This is a genomic window from Sneathiella chungangensis (genome assembly GCF_009882935.1).
GTDB lineage: Bacteria > Pseudomonadota > Alphaproteobacteria > Sneathiellales > Sneathiellaceae > Sneathiella > Sneathiella chungangensis.
The window spans coordinates 541,728-557,280 of sequence record NZ_WTVA01000015.1; the positions used below are offsets into that span (position 1 = coordinate 541,728).

At 57.2% G+C, this 15,553-nt stretch carries 16 protein-coding genes and 1 tRNA gene; 14 read left to right on the forward strand and 3 right to left on the reverse strand.

Going from position 1 to position 15,553, the window contains the following annotated elements:
- Positions 1 to 9: 9 nt before the first annotated feature.
- Positions 10 to 804 (reverse strand): enoyl-CoA hydratase/isomerase family protein, encoded by a 795-nt coding sequence (locus GQF03_RS15690; protein WP_161340212.1) that lies wholly within the window; start codon positions 802 to 804, stop codon positions 10 to 12.
- 127 nt (positions 805 to 931) lie between these two features.
- Here GQF03_RS15690 and GQF03_RS15695 point away from each other — a divergent pair, with 127 nt between their 5' ends.
- Positions 932 to 1,357, forward strand: coding sequence for a PaaI family thioesterase (locus GQF03_RS15695; RefSeq protein WP_161340213.1), 426 nt, complete (start codon positions 932 to 934; stop codon positions 1,355 to 1,357).
- Positions 1,358 to 1,401: 44 nt separating this feature from the next.
- On the opposite strand, the gene GQF03_RS15700 is transcribed toward GQF03_RS15695, so the two are convergent.
- Positions 1,402 to 1,476, reverse strand: a tRNA-Gly gene (locus tag GQF03_RS15700).
- Positions 1,477 to 1,635: 159 nt separating this feature from the next.
- Here GQF03_RS15700 and GQF03_RS15705 point away from each other — a divergent pair.
- The 5 genes from GQF03_RS15705 to GQF03_RS15725 all read left to right on the forward strand — a co-directional run bounded on the left by GQF03_RS15705 (position 1,636) and on the right by GQF03_RS15725 (position 4,462).
- Positions 1,636 to 2,139 (forward strand): prolyl-tRNA synthetase associated domain-containing protein, encoded by a 504-nt coding sequence (locus GQF03_RS15705; protein ID WP_161340214.1) that lies wholly within the window; start codon positions 1,636 to 1,638, stop codon positions 2,137 to 2,139.
- Between the two features lie 156 nt (positions 2,140 to 2,295).
- Positions 2,296 to 3,201, forward strand: a complete 906-nt coding sequence (trxA, locus tag GQF03_RS15710; RefSeq protein WP_161340215.1) for a thioredoxin — start codon at positions 2,296 to 2,298, stop codon at positions 3,199 to 3,201.
- Complete coding sequence (locus GQF03_RS15715; RefSeq protein ID WP_161340216.1) at positions 3,198 to 3,857, forward strand: LON peptidase substrate-binding domain-containing protein; 660 nt, start codon at positions 3,198 to 3,200, stop codon at positions 3,855 to 3,857. The genes trxA and GQF03_RS15715 overlap by 4 nt, the downstream gene beginning before the upstream one ends.
- Positions 3,858 to 3,878: 21 nt before the next feature.
- Positions 3,879 to 4,079: a Trm112 family protein gene (locus tag GQF03_RS15720; RefSeq protein WP_161340217.1), complete on the forward strand. Its 201-nt coding sequence runs from the start codon at positions 3,879 to 3,881 to the stop codon at positions 4,077 to 4,079.
- The gene (locus GQF03_RS15725; protein WP_161340218.1) at positions 4,079 to 4,462 is read left to right on the forward strand and encodes a gamma-butyrobetaine hydroxylase family protein; all 384 of its coding nucleotides are present in this window, start codon (positions 4,079 to 4,081) and stop codon (positions 4,460 to 4,462) included. The genes GQF03_RS15720 and GQF03_RS15725 overlap by 1 nt, the downstream gene beginning before the upstream one ends.
- 6 nt (positions 4,463 to 4,468) lie before the next feature.
- Here GQF03_RS15725 and GQF03_RS15730 read toward each other — a convergent pair whose 3' ends face one another.
- Positions 4,469 to 5,698: a UbiH/UbiF/VisC/COQ6 family ubiquinone biosynthesis hydroxylase gene (locus GQF03_RS15730; protein WP_206375924.1), complete on the reverse strand. Its 1,230-nt coding sequence runs from the start codon at positions 5,696 to 5,698 to the stop codon at positions 4,469 to 4,471.
- A gap of 80 nt (positions 5,699 to 5,778) precedes the next feature.
- Here GQF03_RS15730 and GQF03_RS15735 point away from each other — a divergent pair, with 80 nt between their 5' ends.
- The 8 genes from GQF03_RS15735 (at position 5,779) to GQF03_RS15770 (ending at position 15,529) form a co-directional block, all read left to right on the forward strand.
- Positions 5,779 to 7,125 carry an amidase gene (locus GQF03_RS15735; RefSeq protein ID WP_161340219.1) on the forward strand — a complete coding sequence of 449 codons (1,347 nt, stop codon included), beginning with the start codon at positions 5,779 to 5,781 and terminating at the stop codon, positions 7,123 to 7,125.
- A gap of 202 nt (positions 7,126 to 7,327) precedes the next feature.
- Positions 7,328 to 7,666 carry a P-II family nitrogen regulator gene (locus GQF03_RS15740; RefSeq protein WP_161340220.1) on the forward strand — a complete coding sequence of 113 codons (339 nt, stop codon included), beginning with the start codon at positions 7,328 to 7,330 and terminating at the stop codon, positions 7,664 to 7,666.
- A 10-nt stretch (positions 7,667 to 7,676) separates the two neighbouring features.
- A complete protein-coding gene (locus GQF03_RS15745) occupies positions 7,677 to 9,002 on the forward strand; it encodes an ammonium transporter (protein ID WP_161340221.1) in 1,326 nt (441 codons plus the stop codon).
- Positions 9,003 to 9,217: 215 nt separating this feature from the next.
- Positions 9,218 to 10,447 carry an ammonium transporter gene (locus tag GQF03_RS15750; protein ID WP_161340222.1) on the forward strand — a complete coding sequence of 410 codons (1,230 nt, stop codon included), beginning with the start codon at positions 9,218 to 9,220 and terminating at the stop codon, positions 10,445 to 10,447.
- Positions 10,448 to 10,592: 145 nt separating this feature from the next.
- A complete protein-coding gene (locus tag GQF03_RS15755; RefSeq protein ID WP_161340223.1) occupies positions 10,593 to 11,786 on the forward strand; it encodes an aminotransferase class I/II-fold pyridoxal phosphate-dependent enzyme in 1,194 nt (397 codons plus the stop codon).
- Positions 11,787 to 11,798: 12 nt separating this feature from the next.
- Positions 11,799 to 14,174: a DNA translocase FtsK gene (locus tag GQF03_RS15760; RefSeq protein ID WP_422125162.1), complete on the forward strand. Its 2,376-nt coding sequence runs from the start codon at positions 11,799 to 11,801 to the stop codon at positions 14,172 to 14,174.
- 80 nt (positions 14,175 to 14,254) lie between these two features.
- The gene (locus GQF03_RS15765; protein WP_161340225.1) at positions 14,255 to 14,872 is read left to right on the forward strand and encodes a LolA family protein; all 618 of its coding nucleotides are present in this window, start codon (positions 14,255 to 14,257) and stop codon (positions 14,870 to 14,872) included.
- 63 nt (positions 14,873 to 14,935) lie between these two features.
- Positions 14,936 to 15,529 (forward strand): hypothetical protein, encoded by a 594-nt coding sequence (locus GQF03_RS15770; protein WP_161340226.1) that lies wholly within the window; start codon positions 14,936 to 14,938, stop codon positions 15,527 to 15,529.
- The last annotated feature ends 24 nt before the right edge of the window (positions 15,530 to 15,553 follow it).

The following is a 15,553-nucleotide window of genomic DNA, read 5'->3' on the forward strand; positions in this document are numbered from 1 at the left end:
AATAATGTATCAGTCAGACCAGAAATCCTTGGACAATTCCCGCCGCTTCTTGCGGCTTTCCGCTTTCGTGAAATCCTTGAGCCCAGATGAGCCGCGCGCATAGGGCATGATGGGAACCTCGAACGCGAGCGCCCCCTGTACCGACAGGTCGGCGCTCTTGTTAAGGGCGAATTTCGTCCGGCGTACCGTCATTGGATGCTTCTGCAGCATGATTTCCGTCAGCTTGGCGACCTCACTGGTAAGCTTTTCCGGTGAGACAACCCGGTTGACAAGGTCATAGCGCTCGGCCTTCTCCGCCGAGAACAACATGCCGATCAGGTTCCATTCCTTCGCCTTGCGCCGTCCCGCGAACCGGGGAATTCTGGAAAGACCACCCCAACCCGGCGTGATGTCCCAGTCGATTTCCGGCATTCCCCAACGGGAGCGGTTAGTCGCGACAACAAAATCACAAACAAGCGTAAGCTCGAGCCCGCCACCCGTGCAGACGCCATCGACGGCGGCAATGGTGACAGGCGTCAGATCTTCTATCAGTTGTACGGTTTCCTGATAAAGGCGGACCTGCCAGTAGGCTTCGTCGCCTTTCCATTCATTGAATTCTTTTATGTCGTCGCCTGCGCAGAAGGTATCTCCGGCGCCGCGAAGGATCATGACGCGGCATTCCCTGTCGGCCCGAACGGCGAGAATGGCGTCTTTTAGCTCCGCCGATAATTCCCGGTCGAGCGCATTATGCACTTCCGGCCGGTTCAAGGTGATCGTCGTGACTTCGTCCTTGCGCTCGAAAATCAATTTCTTGTAATCGCTCATTCTTTTTCCTTCCCTGTTCGGTTCTTCTTGTTTAGCGATTTTCTCAATGCTACTTTCGTTATAAGATTTATAAAAAGTCTAATAACGAAAGTCAACCGCAAAAATTGTGGAAGGGAAATTGTCGAAAATGACACGCAAACCACTGCCCGGTGACATTCCGCCAGGGTTCGTCGAAAGCCGGACGCGCGGCCCCTTTTCAACCCATAACGGGCCGTTCTTTCACAAAGTGGAGGGAGACCGTTTCTGGCATGGTCTCTTTGTAACCGCGCGTCATTGCAACTCGCGCGGGCGTCTTCATGGCGGCATGATGACGACCTTCGCCGACGGCCTGATGGCCACCGCCGTAGCCCGCGCCAACAAGGTTACCGCCGTGACCATCAATCTCAACTGCAATATCTGCGCGGCCGCCGATATCGGTGACTGGCTGGAGGGGACTGCGCATCAGACAGGGCTAAACGACGGATTCGCCTTCGTCGAGGCCGAAGCCCGGGTCGGCGAGAATATCATTTTTAATGCGAGCGGGGTGTTTCGGCTCTTGGAAGAGAGAGGATAGACACAAAAAAGCCCCGCGTTTCCGGCAGGGCTTTTTTTGATAAATGGAGCGGGCGATGAGATTCGAACTCACGACCCTAACCTTGGCAAGGTTATGCTCTACCCCTGAGCTACGCCCGCTCGAGCGCGCAAACTGCGTTGCGAGGCGGGATAATACGTAAATGGGCTCCGAATGCAAGCGCGTTTTCCGAAAAAATTCCGCTTTTGACAATTCTTTATTTCCCCAAACGGATGGAGCCGCTAATTTCCTCCTTCGCGAGGGGAGAGAAAGGACGGCCAATGCCGGCAACACCAGAGGATTTGTTTGAAAAACTCGATGCGTTGGGAATCACCTATGAAACCCATCACCATGCGCCGGTTTTCACGGTCGAGGAGGCGCAGGAACATACCGGTGACATTCCGGGCGGGCATTGCAAGAATCTGTTTCTGAAAGACAAGACGGGAGACCTTTACCTGGTTGTCTGCCTGCAGGAAACCGCCGTCGATCTCAAGGCGTTCAGAAAACTGGTGGGCGCCAAGAATCTGAGCTTTGGCAAGCCCGACCTTCTTTACGAAACACTTGGCGTCGAACCCGGATCGGTCACCCCCTTCTCGCTGATCAATGATGCGGAACGAAAGGTTTCAGTGGTTTTGGAGAAGCGGATGATGGAGCACGAATTCCTCAACTACCATCCGCTTCGCAACACCATGACGACGCAGCTGGCCGCGAGAGATCTTGAAAAATTCATCCGCCATTGCGGTCATGAGGTCCGCCTTCTCGAGCTGCCGGAGCGGGACGGATAAATCATTCGCGGCTTGATTGTCTATCGCCCTGGCCTAAATCATCGACAGGACCTCTTAACAAAGCGGGTTTATGGTGCTATCCCATTGAGCGGACAACAAACGGCACTTGCGGTTTGCTCTTCTTTGATAACGAACAGATATTGGTAAAATAAGCTTATGGAAACTCTGATTGGCGAAAGCGCCGGTACGGCCGATAACTTGATCACAGACGGCTCCACCCAGACTTTCATGCAAGATGTCGTTGAAGCCAGCAAGGATACCCTCGTGTTGGTCGACCTCTGGGCCCCCTGGTGCGGCCCCTGCAAGCAGCTCGGGCCCTTGATTGAAAAGGTGGTGAAGGATGCGAAAGGCGCGGTCCGGCTGGTCAAGATCGACATTGATCAGCATCCGCAGATCGCCCAGAGCCTTCAGGTGCAATCCATCCCCGCCGTTTTCGCCTTCAAGGACGGACGCCCCATCGACGGATTCATGGGCGCCCTGCCGGAAAGCAAAATCAAGGAATTCGTTGAGCGGCATGCCGGACCTATCGGCCCCTCTCCGGTCGAGGAGGCCTATCAATCGGGCAGCGAGGCGCTGGAAGCGGGGAATACGGAAGTCGCCCTCGCCGCATTCGCAAAAATCCTGGAAATTGAACCCGAGCATACGGACGCCAAGGCGCAGCTTGCCCGCGTCTATGTCAAGCTTGGCGAGGTAGAGGCGGCCAAAAGCCTGATGGAAACCATTCCCGAAAGCCCCAAGAAATCGCCAGCCGTCTCGGCGGCGCTCGCAGCCATTTCGATTGCCGAAAACGCCGCGAATGCAGGGGAACTCGAACCCCTTCGCGCCAAGGTCGAGGAAAATCCGGACGATCTTGACGCCCGCTTGGAGTATGCAAAAGCCCTCGTGGGCAATGGCGACTACGAAACCGGCGGCGGAGAGTTTCTTGAAATCATCCGCCGCGATCGTGACTGGAACGAGGCGGCCGGGCGACAAGAACTGTTGAAACTTCTGGAAATGATGGGGCCGACGAACCCGCTCACCAAATCCCTGCGCCGGCAACTGTCATCGATCCTCTTCTCATGACGGATACGGTCGCGAATACGGGACTGGAGGAACTTCCACCCGTTCTCCCGATCTTCCCGCTGACCGGCGCGCTGTTGTTGACCAATGGACATCTGCCCCTGAATATATTCGAGCCGAGGTATCTTGCGATGGTGCAGGACGCCCTGGCGACGCATCGCCTGATCGGCATGATCCAGCCGCGCGATCCGGACTCCAACCAGATGACGCCGGAAATTTACCAGATCGGCTGCGCCGGGAAAATCTGCGAATATGGCGAACTGCCGAACGGGATGCTGCGCATTACCCTTGAAGGGCTTTGCCGCTTCGAAGTGGTCGAGGAACTGGACGTCGCGACGCCATACCGCCAAGTAAAGGCCGGCTACAGCAGATTCATGCATGATCTGGAACCGGCGCATCGCAATGGCGTCGACCGCGGCGCCCTCCATGACGCACTCCATCATTTTCTGGAATTCGAGGACGGCGCGAGCGACTGGCAGACGCTCGATCATCTGGAAGACGACAGTCTTGTTAATTCCCTCTCGATGATCTGCCCGTTTTCGCCGGTGGAGAAACAGGCGTTGCTCGAAGCGGAAGACGTCACCGCACGGTGCAACCTGCTGATCTGCCTCTTGCAGATGATGCTGCAGCAAGTGGAAACTCACCGTACCGTGCAGTAATCCTAATTTGAGAGATCCCTCATGACCGATAACAAGACCCTCGCCGTTGATCCGAAACTTCTTGAAATCCTTGTTTGTCCCTTGACTAAAGGGCCGCTTATTTTTGATCGTGAGAATAACGAGCTGGTGAGCAAATCGGCCGGGCTTGCCTTTCCGATAAGAAACGGTATTCCCATCATGCTGATGGATGAGGCCCGCGAAATCGACGAGACCCAAGGGTAATGAGCGGCGAAATTTATGACCGTGCGGGGCGGCCGAAGCCGACGGAAATCCGCTTGAAGAAAGCCGAAAAGGCGCTTGTCGTTTCCTTTGACGACGGGCATTCTTTTCAGTTCCCTGCGGAGCTGTTGCGCGTCGAGAGCCCGTCCGCCGAAGTACAGGGACATGGCGCAAGTCAAAAGCAGCTCGTCGCCGGGCGGCGGCATGTGGGGATAATGGGGCTGGAGCCGGTCGGAAACTACGCGGTTCGCATCAGCTTCGATGACCTGCACGATACCGGCCTGTTCTCATGGGCCTACCTTTACGAGCTTGGCCTGAACCAGGAGAACATATGGGAAACCTATCTCGATAACCTGGCGAAGAAGGGTCTCAGCCGAGACCCGTAAGTTCCGTCACAGGGCCTCGCCGCGCAGCAGCCGTGGCATTTTTCCGACCGTGCCGCGCGCATGCTCCATGAAGAAGCCCTTGAGTTTCGGCATCTTGTTTACCGCCGCGAGCCCCAGATCACGCGCCAGCCGGATCGGCGGGATATCATTCGTAAAGAGACGGTTCAGCCCGTCGGTGATCGCCAGTAGTACAATGCTGTCGAACCGCCGCCAGCGCTGATAATCCTCAAGGACTGTGGCGCCGCCAATATCCTGACCCAGCCGTGCCGCGTCGATCACCACTTCCGCAAGGGCCGCCACATCGCGCAGGCCGAGGTTCAGGCCCTGCCCGGCGATGGGGTGCATGCCGTGCGCCGCATCGCCTATCAGGGCAAGCCGCTGGTCGACATAGCGCTCCGACTGATGCAAGGTCAGCGGATAGCTCCAGCGTGGCCCGACGACTTTCAACTCGCCAAGGTAATCACCGAAGCGTTTCGCCATTTCACGGTGAAACTCCGCGTCCGGCAAGGCCATGATGACTTTTGCCCTGTCCGTGGGCTCGGTCCAGACGAGGGAAGACCGGTTGCCGGTCATCGGGAGGATAGCGAAAGGACCGAGTTTCAGGAACCGCTCCTGCGCCACGCCGTGATGGGGGATTTCATGGGCGATCGTGCAGACGACGCCCATCTGGTCATAGGACCAGCCGACCGTCTTGATTCCGGCAAGCTTGCGCAATGGGGAATTGCGGCCATCCGCCGCGACCAGAAGACGCGCCGTTACCCTCTCGCCGCCAGCAAGCTCGGCCGTGACACCCGCCGCATCCCGGGTCACAGTTTTATATTCTGCCGGCGCCATGATGGTCAGAGTCGGGATTTCAGCGGCCCGGCGGTAGAGCGCCTCGCGCAAATGCCGGTTCTCCACCATATGTCCGAAGGGTTCGTCACCAAGCTGGCGATGGTCGTAATGCAGGAAAAATTTTGACGGGCCATCCGTGATACGGATATCGAGCATGGGCTCCTTGGCCTTTACATGCTCCCACACGCCGCAGGACCGCAGCAGGTTTCGCGATGCATGGGCAATTGCCGACACGCGGCCATCGAACGTGGCATCGACAAGATGCGTCGGCTCTTCCCGCTCGAGAACCAGCACGCGCATCCCGGCGTCCGCAACGGCTATGGCGAACGGGAGGCCATTTAACCCGCCTCCGACGACCAGAAGGTCCATATCAATCCCTTGTTCCGGCATTTTTCCCACCATCGCTTTTATTCTGTTCAGCCTCTCTTGCCACTTTATGGATATAGCCCTAATCTGGCCCCATGGCAAAACCCTGGCACGATATGACGGCCCTTGAACTTGGGCATCTTATAGGCGAACGGTCGATTAATCCAATTGATCTGGCGCAATATTTTCTGGGACGGATCAAGAAATTTGATCCGGAGCGGCGCATTTATGTCCGCCTTACCGAAGATCGAGCTTTGAAGGAAGCAGAAGCCGCCGCGATCCGCGCTGAGAGGGGGAGCCGCCTCAGCCCGCTCGATGGTGTGCCGATTTCCTGGAAAGACCTTTTTGACACGGCGGGCGTCGCAACGGAAGCGGGCACCCGGCTTTATGAAGGGCGGATCCCGACCGCAGATGCGGAATGTCTCACGCGGGCGAGCCGCGCCGGACTTGTCTGCCTGGGCAAAACGAATATGCCGGACATCGCGTTTTCCGGCATCGGCGTCAATCCCTGGACCGGGACCGGCCCGAATCCCTTCGACCGGGAGGTCGACAGGGTGCCCGGCGGATCATCCGCGGGCGCCGCGCTCTCCATCGCCGAAGGTCTTGCGCCCGCTGCCATTGGATCGGACACCGCCGGGTCCGTCCGAATTCCGGCGGCATGGTGCGGTATCACCGGCCTTAAAACCACGCATGGCCAGATTTCCTTGGAGGGCGTCATTCCGCTCTCCTATTCGCAGGATACCATCGGGCCGCTGACCCGGGATGTCGCCGATGCCAATATCCTCTACAGCATTCTGTCCGGCAGACCCGCCGCGGATCTTTCGGGCGTATCGCTGAAGGGCGTTCGCATCCTGCGTGCAACCAGCCAGTTCGATGAGCTGACCGATCCCGCCATCACGACAAAAATTAAAGAAGGCCTCGTGCTTCTGGAAGCCGCGGGCGCCGAAATCACCGAGGGGCCGGTTCCGGCCTTTGATGAGGTGGGTGCGCTTTCCACCAAGCACGGCAGCCCTGCCGCCATTGAAGCCTGCATGATGTATGGCGACCAGATCCGCGCAAATCGGGGCTGTATGTATGAACCCATCGAAGAACGCATACTGGCCGCGGAAAAATACACCGCCGTTGATGCCGCCGCGCTTTACCGTGGGATGGAACGGCTCGGAGCGGAATATATAAAGCAGACGGCTGGCTATGATCTGGTTGTCGGCACGACGCAGCCAGAGCATCCGCCGGCCATCGGACCCCTCTTGCAAAGCGTCGATGCCTATTTACGCGCGACAATGATGTCCATCAGCCTGACGCGGCTCGCCAATTTGCTGCGTCTTTGCGCCACCACTTTGCCCTGCGGCATGGAAAGCGGATTTCCGGTGGGCCTGATGCTGATGGCGCCGGGCGATTGCGAGGGCAAACTGCTCCGCCTGTCAGCAGCGGTTGAGAAGACTCTCAAGCCGTTGAATGGCTAATTTTTAGGCAATACGTCCTATTTGCCTATTTTTTGAGCAAAATTTCCACCCTTTTGCGCATAAATTTTCGGCACCCCTCCCATAACCCATTGAATACAAACCAGAAAGAAATCTGAACCTCAACTGGCACGGGTCTTGAACAAAGAGACCCGAAGCCGGGCTATTTCATTCCCGGTCAAAACAAGTCAATGAGGTGAGCATCATGAAGCTGGTTATGGCTGTAATCAAGCCCTTCAAACTGGATGAAGTGCGCGACGCCCTGACATCGATCGGTGTCGACGGGCTAACAGCAACGGAAGTCAAGGGGTATGGCCGTCAGAAAGGGCATACGGAGATATACCGCGGAGCGGAATATGCCATCTCCTTCCTTCCCAAAATTAAAATCGAAGTCGCCGTAAAGGGGGATTTGGCGGAGCGGGTGGTGGAAGCCATTGCCGGCGCCGCGAAAACCGGACAGATCGGCGACGGGAAAATCTTTGTCTTTGATTTGAAGAACGTCGTCCGTATTCGCACGGGCGAAACTGACGCAGACGCGCTCTAGGAGATAATCGATGCGTAATTTGACATACCTAAAAACCGCCGCCGCAACCGCCGCGGCCTTTGCTCTGATTGGCGCCGCTCCTGCTTTTGCGGCCGTCGACAGTGAAACAGCCTATGTGCTGAACACTTTCTCCTTCCTGGTGAACGGCGCGCTCGTCATGTGGATGGCCGCCGGCTTCGCCATGCTGGAAAGCGGCCTCGTCCGTTCCAAGAACACCGCGACGATCTGCCTGAAGAACATTGCCCTTTATGCCCTTTCGGGCCTGACTTTTTACCTCGTCGGTTACAATCTTATGTATATGGACGTGACCGGCTATATCGGCAGCTTCAGCCCGTTCTGGGGCCCGGATGACGCTGAGGCTCTCGCCGGGACCTTCTCGGATGGCGGCTACTCCGCCTCCTCCGACTGGTTCTTCCAGATGGTTTTCGTCGCCACCGCCGCGTCGATTGTTTCCGGAACCCTGGCCGAACGGACAAAGCTCTGGTCATTTCTGGCCTTCGTCGTTCTGCTGACAGCGATCATCTATCCGATCCAGGGTTCCTGGGTATGGGGTGGCGGCTGGCTGTCCGAGATGGGCTTCTCCGACTACGCGGGTTCGACCCTCGTGCATTCCGTCGGTGGCTGGGCGGCATTGACAGGCGCCATCATCCTCGGCGCGCGTAAAGGCAAATATACCGCAGAAGGCAGGGTCAACCCGCTTCCGGGCGCAAATCTGCCACTTGCAACACTCGGCACGTTCATTCTCTGGCTCGGCTGGTTCGGCTTTAACGGCGGCTCCGTCCTTGCACTGGGTTCAGCGGCCAGCGCGATCGAAATGGCGAATGTTTTTGCCAACACGAACATGGCGGCAGCCGGTGGCGTACTCGCGGCGATGATCGTTACCCAGATCATCTATAAGAAGGTTGACCTTACACTGGCGCTCAACGGCGCGATTGGCGGCCTTGTCTCCATCACGGCGGAACCTGCTGATCCGACGATCGGTCTGGCTATTCTGATCGGCGCAGTTGGCGGTGTGATCGTTGTCTTCGCGGTGCCGCTTCTTGACAAGCTCAAGATCGACGACGTTGTCGGCGCAATCCCCGCCCATCTGTTCTGCGGCATCTGGGGGACGCTCGCCGTTGCGATTTCCGATCCGGAGGCGACGTTCGTCACGCAGTTGACCGGCGTCGTGTCAATCGGTCTCTTCGTACTCGTCTTGAGCTCGATCTTCTGGCTGATCCTGAAATACACGATTGGTATCCGGGCCAGCGTCGAAGACGAGATCGAGGGCCTCGACAAAGCGGAACTCGGTCTGGAAGCCTATCCGGAATTCGGGCAAGGTTCCCAGTCGTTCTAAACCCGTAACAAGCGGCCTGGCCGCTTAGCAAAAAGGCATTTGCCCAGTTTTTGATCATTAATTTGATCAGAAATTGGGCAAATTCTATTGTTTCTCCGCGAATGCCCTCCAAAAAGCGCCAAAAATTGGGCAATTCCGAGCTGGCACGCTCCTTGATAACAATATAGTCAATCCGCGCCCCAACGCGGTCTTTGATTATGAGGGAGCTAAGCTGAATGTCTGAGGGAATTACGGGCACAGACGTCCTGTTTGTGCTGTTAGGCGCCATTCTTGTCTTCGCCATGCATGCCGGTTTTGCATTTCTGGAAGTCGGTACTGTCCGCCGGAAAAACCAGGTCAACGCGCTGATCAAAATCATCACCGATTTCGGCGTCTCCACGATCAGTTACTTTTTTATCGGTTATGCCGTCGCCTATGGCGTCGATTTTCTGGTCAACGCCGCGGTATTGTCTGGCCAGATGGAGGCGGAAGGATATGCTTTTGCGAGCAACGGATATGACCTCGTCAAATTTTTCTTTCTCCTGACCTTCGCCGCGGCAATCCCCGCCATTATATCCGGCGGTATCGCCGAACGGGCCAAATTCTGGCCGCAGCTGATCGCAACGGCAATATTGACGGCGCTGATTTATCCCTTTTTCGAGGGGCTTGTCTGGAACGGCAATTTCGGCCTTCAGGAAACGGTCGAAACCCTGACCGGCGCAAGCTTCCATGACTTCGCGGGCTCCATTGTCGTGCATGCGATCGGCGGATGGATTGCCCTCGGCGCCGTCCTGCTTCTCGGCGCGCGAAAGGGCCGCTATGCAAAGGACGGCCGGGTAAATGGCATTCCGCCGTCGAATATCCCCTTCCTTGCGCTCGGCTCCTGGATCCTCTGTATCGGCTGGTTCGGATTTAACGTGATGAGCGCCCAGTCGATCGGCGGCATCTCCGGCCTTGTCGCGATGAATTCCCTTATGGCCATGGTCGGCGGCATCATCGCGGCGCTCGTTGCCGGGCGAAATGACCCGGGCTTCGTACATAACGGCGCCCTCGCCGGGCTTGTCGCCGTCTGCGCGGGCTCCGATATCATGCACCCCATCGGCGCGCTGGCGACAGGCGCCGTTGCGGGCACCCTTTTCGTCTTCGCCTTCACCTACTGCCAGAGCCGGCTCAAGATCGATGACGTCCTCGGCGTCTGGCCATTGCACGGCCTTTGCGGACTTTGGGGCGGTATTGCCGCAGGTATTTTCGGACTTGAAGCCCTCGGCGGGCTTGGCGGGGTGAGCTTCATTGCGCAGGTCGTGGTGAGCCTCCTCGGCTGTGCTTATGCGCTGATTGCCGGGTTCATCGTTTACGGTCTTCTGAAAATGGTGAGCGGCATCCGCCTGTCGGAAGAGGACGAGTTCATCGGTGCCGATCTCAGCATTCATAAAATTGGCGCCTATCCGGAAGAGGATCTGCGCTGACCGAGGTCTTTTCACCAAAAGAGTGATACAAAAACAAGGCCGCACCAAATAACGCGTCTATTCGGATGGTGCGGCTTGTATCCCTTGGACGATTTATCTAAATTCGAAGCCCGTTAATTCCGTATTATTTCGGTATCCAGGGCATATGATCAATTCCGAACTGTCCCACTTACGCGGCTCCCCTTTTGGCGAGCTTCGAAACCTTCTCGACCCCCTGGCGCCGCCACAGGGTCTCGATCCCGTTATATTGACTGTCGGCGAGCCGCAACATAAGCCGCCGCAGTTGATGATTGATGCGCTGCGTGCGAACGAGCATCTTTATGGGAAATATCCGCCGATCGACGGCACGCCGGAATTGCGGACGGCAATCACGGATTGGCTTGGCCGGCGCTACAAACTTCCGCCAGGCATGATCGATGGCGAGCGGAATATAGCCCCCGTGAACGGCACCAAGGAGGCGCTGTATATGATCGCCTCCGTCATTACGGAGCGGGCCGGCCATAATCAGCCGAAACCCGTCATTCTGTTGCCGACCCCCTATTACCATGTCTATCATGCCGCCGCCGTCATGGCCGGAGCTGAGCCTGTGTTTCTGCCCGCCGGACGGGAGACGAACTTTTTCCCCGACCTTGAGGCAATTGACGTGGAAATGCTGGAGCGGGCCTCCGCTTTCTACCTTTGCACCCCGTCCAACCCGCAAGGAACCGTCGCCAGCAGGGAATATCTGAAGGCGGCGCTCGCCCTCGCCCGCAAGCATGATTTCATGCTGGTTGTCGATGAATGCTATTCGGAGATTTATGATCGCGTGCCGCCCACCGGGATTCTTGAAGTATGCGCGGAAGAAGGCGGCGATATCGACCATATACTCGCCTTTCATTCCCTCTCGAAACGATCGAGCGCGGCGGGCCTTCGCTCCGGTTTCTGCGTCGGGGAAGCAACGACTATCAAGGCGTTTCTGAATTTACGCGGTTTTGCGGGGGCGGCGTCACCCCTACCGGTTTACGCGGCGGCGACGGCGCTTTGGAATGATGACGACCATGTCGAGGAAAACCGTAATCTTTACCGGCAGAAATTCGATATGGCGGCGGATATTTTCGGCTCTCGTTTCGGCTTTTATCGCCCGGAAGGCGGCTTTTTTCTCTGGCTCGATGTTGGCGACGGCGTGGAGGCGGCAAAAAGGCTCTGGATGAACGCGGCAATCCGGGTTTTGCCCGGCCGTTATTTAAGCGTTGCCGGCCCCGACGGCGTCAATCCCGGAGATCCCTACATCCGTGTTGCCCTGGTCGCGACACCGGAGAATAGCAAAGAGGCTTTATCTAGATTGGCCAATAGCTTATAGAATACCCGTATGATGTTTAAATCCAAAGGCTCTAAATCGATTTCCCTTTTGCCAAGCGGAAGTGTTGATTTTATTCACAGACGGCTTGTCGAATTGGGTGGGTTGGCGCTTCTTCTGCTCGCGTTGGTCTGCGTCCTGTCGCTTGTGTCCTATTCTCCGGACGATCCCAACTTCAATCATGCAACGGCAAATCCGGCGAGCAACCTGCTGGGCCGCGGCGGGGCACATCTAGCCGATCTGTTATTGCAGACCATTGGGTTTGGCTCTGTCGCCCTCATCCTCGGCCTGATCGCCTGGTCATGGCGGGTTGTTTCGCATCGGGGGTTACGATGGGGCTGGATCCACCTTGCCGTGCTGCCCTTCGGCGTATGTTTTGCATCGGCGGCCCTTGCGGCCCTTCCAGTTTCGGAAGGCTGGCCTCTCAATTCAGGCTACGGCGGCATCGTCGGCGAGGTGATTTTCAACTCGATCATCGTGGCCGGTCAGCAGGTCGGCCTCGATATTCATTTCGCCATTCTTGGCCCCATCCTGCTCATCATCGCGCTCGCGCTGCTCCTCGTTTCCTTTGGCGTGTCTACCCAGGAATGGCGGGTGATAGGCCTGTCCGTGAAAGCCGTCGTCCAGACGCTGCTGCTCGCGCCCGGCTACCTTCGCGACTTCCGTTTCCGCCGCGAGCGGGACGAGGAGGGCGATGCGGAGCTTGATACTTCAGACGACGCCCCGAAAAAGAAACGAAAGAGCCGTCTGAAAAAAGAAAAGCCGCCTGTCATTCGCAAAACGGCCGAACCGCAGATCGAACAACGCAAAGTCGGCGCCGCCGTCGGCAAACGGGTGGCGGCCGAGAAGCAGCCCGCGCTCGACCTTGGTCCCGCCGGCGAATATCAGTTACCGCCCCTTGATCTGTTGGCGCTTCCCGACGCAAAACTTGTCTCCAAACCGGTAAGCGAGGAGGCTCTCTCCAAGAATGCACGCCTGCTTGAATCCGTTCTTGATGACTACGGCATCAAGGGGGAGATCAGCCGGGTCCGGCCGGGGCCGGTGGTCACTCTCTATGAACTGGAGCCCGCACCAGGCCTTAAAAGTTCCCGCGTGATCGGGCTTGCCGATGATATCGCGCGGTCGATGAGCGCAATATCAACCCGAATTGCCGTCATTCCGGGGCGCAACGCCATCGGGATCGAGCTTCCCAATCAGCGGCGGGAAACCGTGTTCCTGCGCGAGCTTCTCTCCGCCGCGGCGTATGAGAGCACGAATTCCAAGCTCACCCTCGCGCTTGGCAAGGACATCGGCGGCGACCTGGTGGTTGCCGACCTGGCGCGGATGCCGCATCTCCTGATCGCAGGTACCACAGGTTCGGGCAAGTCAGTTGCCGTCAATACGATGATCCTCTCGCTTCTTTACCGCCTGTCGCCGGAAGAATGCCGCTTTATCATGATCGACCCGAAGATGCTGGAACTGTCTGTCTATGACGGCATTCCGCACCTGCTGGCGCCGGTTGTCACGGAGCCCGGAAAGGCAATCGTTGCCCTGAAATGGGCCGTCAAGGAAATGGAGGACCGCTACCGCAAAATGGCGGAACTCGGCGTTCGGAATGTCGATGGGTACAACCAGCGCATCCGCGACGCCCAGAAAAAAGGCGAAGTACTCAAACGAACGGTCCAAACGGGCTTTGATGCGGCGACCGGAGAGCCCGTCTTCGAAGAACGGGCGCTTGATACGGCGCCGCTGCCGATGATCGTGATCATCGTCGATGAGATGGCAGATCTGATGATGGTCGCGGGCAAGGAAATTGAAGTGGCGGTACAGCGGCTCGCCCAGATGGCGCGCGCGGCCGGCCTGCATGTGATCATGGCAACTCAACGCCCGTCGGTCGACGTCATCACCGGTACAATCAAGGCCAATTTCCCGACCCGGATCAGCTTCCAGGTGACGTCGAAGATCGACAGCCGAACAGTATTGGGCGAACAAGGGGCTGAACAACTTCTCGGGCAGGGCGACATGCTCTATATGCCGGGCGCCGGGCGCGTCCAGCGTGTCCATGGCCCCTTCGTTTCCGACGAAGAAGTCGAACAGGTCGTCAGCTTCCTCAAAGCGCAGGGCGAACCCGATTACAAGGAAGAAGTGACAGAGGAAGACCAGGGCGACTTCGATGGTATGATGGGTGGCAGCGGGGGCGGCTCGGGAGATGAACTCTACGACAGGGCCGTCGAGTTGGTCTGCCGGGAGAGAAAAGCCTCCACCAGTTTTGTACAGCGCCACCTGCAGATAGGATATAACCGCGCCGCCCGCATCATCGACCAGATGGAGAAGGAAGGCGTGATCGGCGCCGCCAACCATGTCGGCAAGCGCGAAGTGCTTGCCCGAGACATTGACGACCGGGAACGCTAAGTTTAGTGAAATAGGTGGCAATTTTATCCTATCTCGCCCATATCAGTGCAAATGACCCGTCAAAAATAGAGTGAGGCTTGATGCGTTCTTTCTCGAAATCCGTCTGTTTGTTGCTTGCGCTGTTCTTAACGGTGGCAGGTGTCACCCCCTCCGTCGCGGCGCCGAGTGACGCCGACCGGGAACAAATCGCCCGCGTCGAAGCCTATCTCGATACGCTGAAGACGCTGAAGGCCGATTTTCTGCAAATCGACTCCCTCGGAGGCATCGCGGAAGGCGAAGTTTACTTGCGCAAGCCCGGCCGCATGCGCTTTGAATACAAGCCGCCGGCGCAGATTCTGGTCGTCGCGGACGGTCTATGGCTCGTCTTTCACGACAAGGAACTGAAGGAGACCACGCGACTTCCGCTTTCGGCGACTCCCGTCAACATTCTGTTGAAAGAGAATGTGAAATTGAGCGGCGACGTGACGGTAACCAAGGTCGATCATGAAGCCAATACGCTCCGAATTACGATCGTTGATACGGCCAATCCGGATGAGGGCAACATCGTGCTGATCTTCAGCGACAATCCGCTTCAACTCCGGCAATGGCTGGTGACCGACGCGCAAGGTCAAGTAACCAGCATCAGTCTTGGCAAGCTTGAGAAGAATATTAAACTCAAGCCGGAACTTTTCACCTTCTTCGACAGCGACTACGAATAAGCATGAATTGACATGCGCATCCGTGTTAGATAATTGGGCATGTTAACAGGCCGGGACATGACCATGGATTATGATGACGATTTCGACGAAGATCTCCCGGATATCGACGATTATCCGACGCTGGTTTCCGTCGTCCGCTTTAATAAACTGATCCCGTCGATTCCCTGGTTTTCCTCCGTCGGTGACCCCTTAAAGATAAAGGAACTTCAGGCGGCGCGGGACTACATGGACATGCTGGGTTTTCCCGATGCCTTCGTGGCCGAAGTGGAGGATTGGGAAGATGCCGCCTATGCCGCCGCCAATCCGGAGTTCAATAGCGAATGGTGGGAGGCGGAGGAACAGCTCCGTATGGGACTGACCGCCAATGCGCTTGAATTGATGGGCGAGGAGGATCTCAATCTCGCCCTCACGCACGTATCGGCAACCGCCTCGGAATTTATTACGCAAGCCATGGAAGAAATAACCGAGGATGTCGGCATCGAGGATCAGGAGCTTATCCGCGCCGCCATCGGATCCGCAGTGCAAAGCTGCCACCAGGCCGCGCTCGTCCTCGCCGCAGGTGAAGAAGACAGCCATCCCTTTGCCCTTAAATACAAACTGTTCGAGCAGGGCCACTGGCCAATCGCCATCACAGGCAGCAGTTTCAATATATTTTGATGACGAGGGTATTCGCAGGAGGAA

What these genes read in the sequence shown, in the direction of transcription:
- GQF03_RS15690 (WP_161340212.1), bottom strand. Translation starts at nt 804, where the DNA reads ATGAGCGATTACAAGAAATTGATTTTCGAGCGCAAGGACGAAGTCACG.
- GQF03_RS15695 (WP_161340213.1), top strand. Translation starts at nt 932, where the DNA reads ATGACACGCAAACCACTGCCCGGTGACATTCCGCCAGGGTTCGTCGAA.
- GQF03_RS15705 (WP_161340214.1), top strand. Translation starts at nt 1,636, where the DNA reads ATGCCGGCAACACCAGAGGATTTGTTTGAAAAACTCGATGCGTTGGGA.
- trxA (WP_161340215.1), top strand. Translation starts at nt 2,296, where the DNA reads ATGGAAACTCTGATTGGCGAAAGCGCCGGTACGGCCGATAACTTGATC.
- GQF03_RS15715 (WP_161340216.1), top strand. Translation starts at nt 3,198, where the DNA reads ATGACGGATACGGTCGCGAATACGGGACTGGAGGAACTTCCACCCGTT.
- GQF03_RS15720 (WP_161340217.1), top strand. Translation starts at nt 3,879, where the DNA reads ATGACCGATAACAAGACCCTCGCCGTTGATCCGAAACTTCTTGAAATC.
- GQF03_RS15725 (WP_161340218.1), top strand. Translation starts at nt 4,079, where the DNA reads ATGAGCGGCGAAATTTATGACCGTGCGGGGCGGCCGAAGCCGACGGAA.
- GQF03_RS15730 (WP_206375924.1), bottom strand. Translation starts at nt 5,698, where the DNA reads ATGGTGGGAAAAATGCCGGAACAAGGGATTGATATGGACCTTCTGGTC.
- GQF03_RS15735 (WP_161340219.1), top strand. Translation starts at nt 5,779, where the DNA reads ATGACGGCCCTTGAACTTGGGCATCTTATAGGCGAACGGTCGATTAAT.
- GQF03_RS15740 (WP_161340220.1), top strand. Translation starts at nt 7,328, where the DNA reads ATGAAGCTGGTTATGGCTGTAATCAAGCCCTTCAAACTGGATGAAGTG.
- GQF03_RS15745 (WP_161340221.1), top strand. Translation starts at nt 7,677, where the DNA reads ATGCGTAATTTGACATACCTAAAAACCGCCGCCGCAACCGCCGCGGCC.
- GQF03_RS15750 (WP_161340222.1), top strand. Translation starts at nt 9,218, where the DNA reads ATGTCTGAGGGAATTACGGGCACAGACGTCCTGTTTGTGCTGTTAGGC.
- GQF03_RS15755 (WP_161340223.1), top strand. Translation starts at nt 10,593, where the DNA reads ATGATCAATTCCGAACTGTCCCACTTACGCGGCTCCCCTTTTGGCGAG.
- GQF03_RS15760 (WP_422125162.1), top strand. Translation starts at nt 11,799, where the DNA reads ATGTTTAAATCCAAAGGCTCTAAATCGATTTCCCTTTTGCCAAGCGGA.
- GQF03_RS15765 (WP_161340225.1), top strand. Translation starts at nt 14,255, where the DNA reads ATGCGTTCTTTCTCGAAATCCGTCTGTTTGTTGCTTGCGCTGTTCTTA.
- GQF03_RS15770 (WP_161340226.1), top strand. Translation starts at nt 14,936, where the DNA reads ATGGATTATGATGACGATTTCGACGAAGATCTCCCGGATATCGACGAT.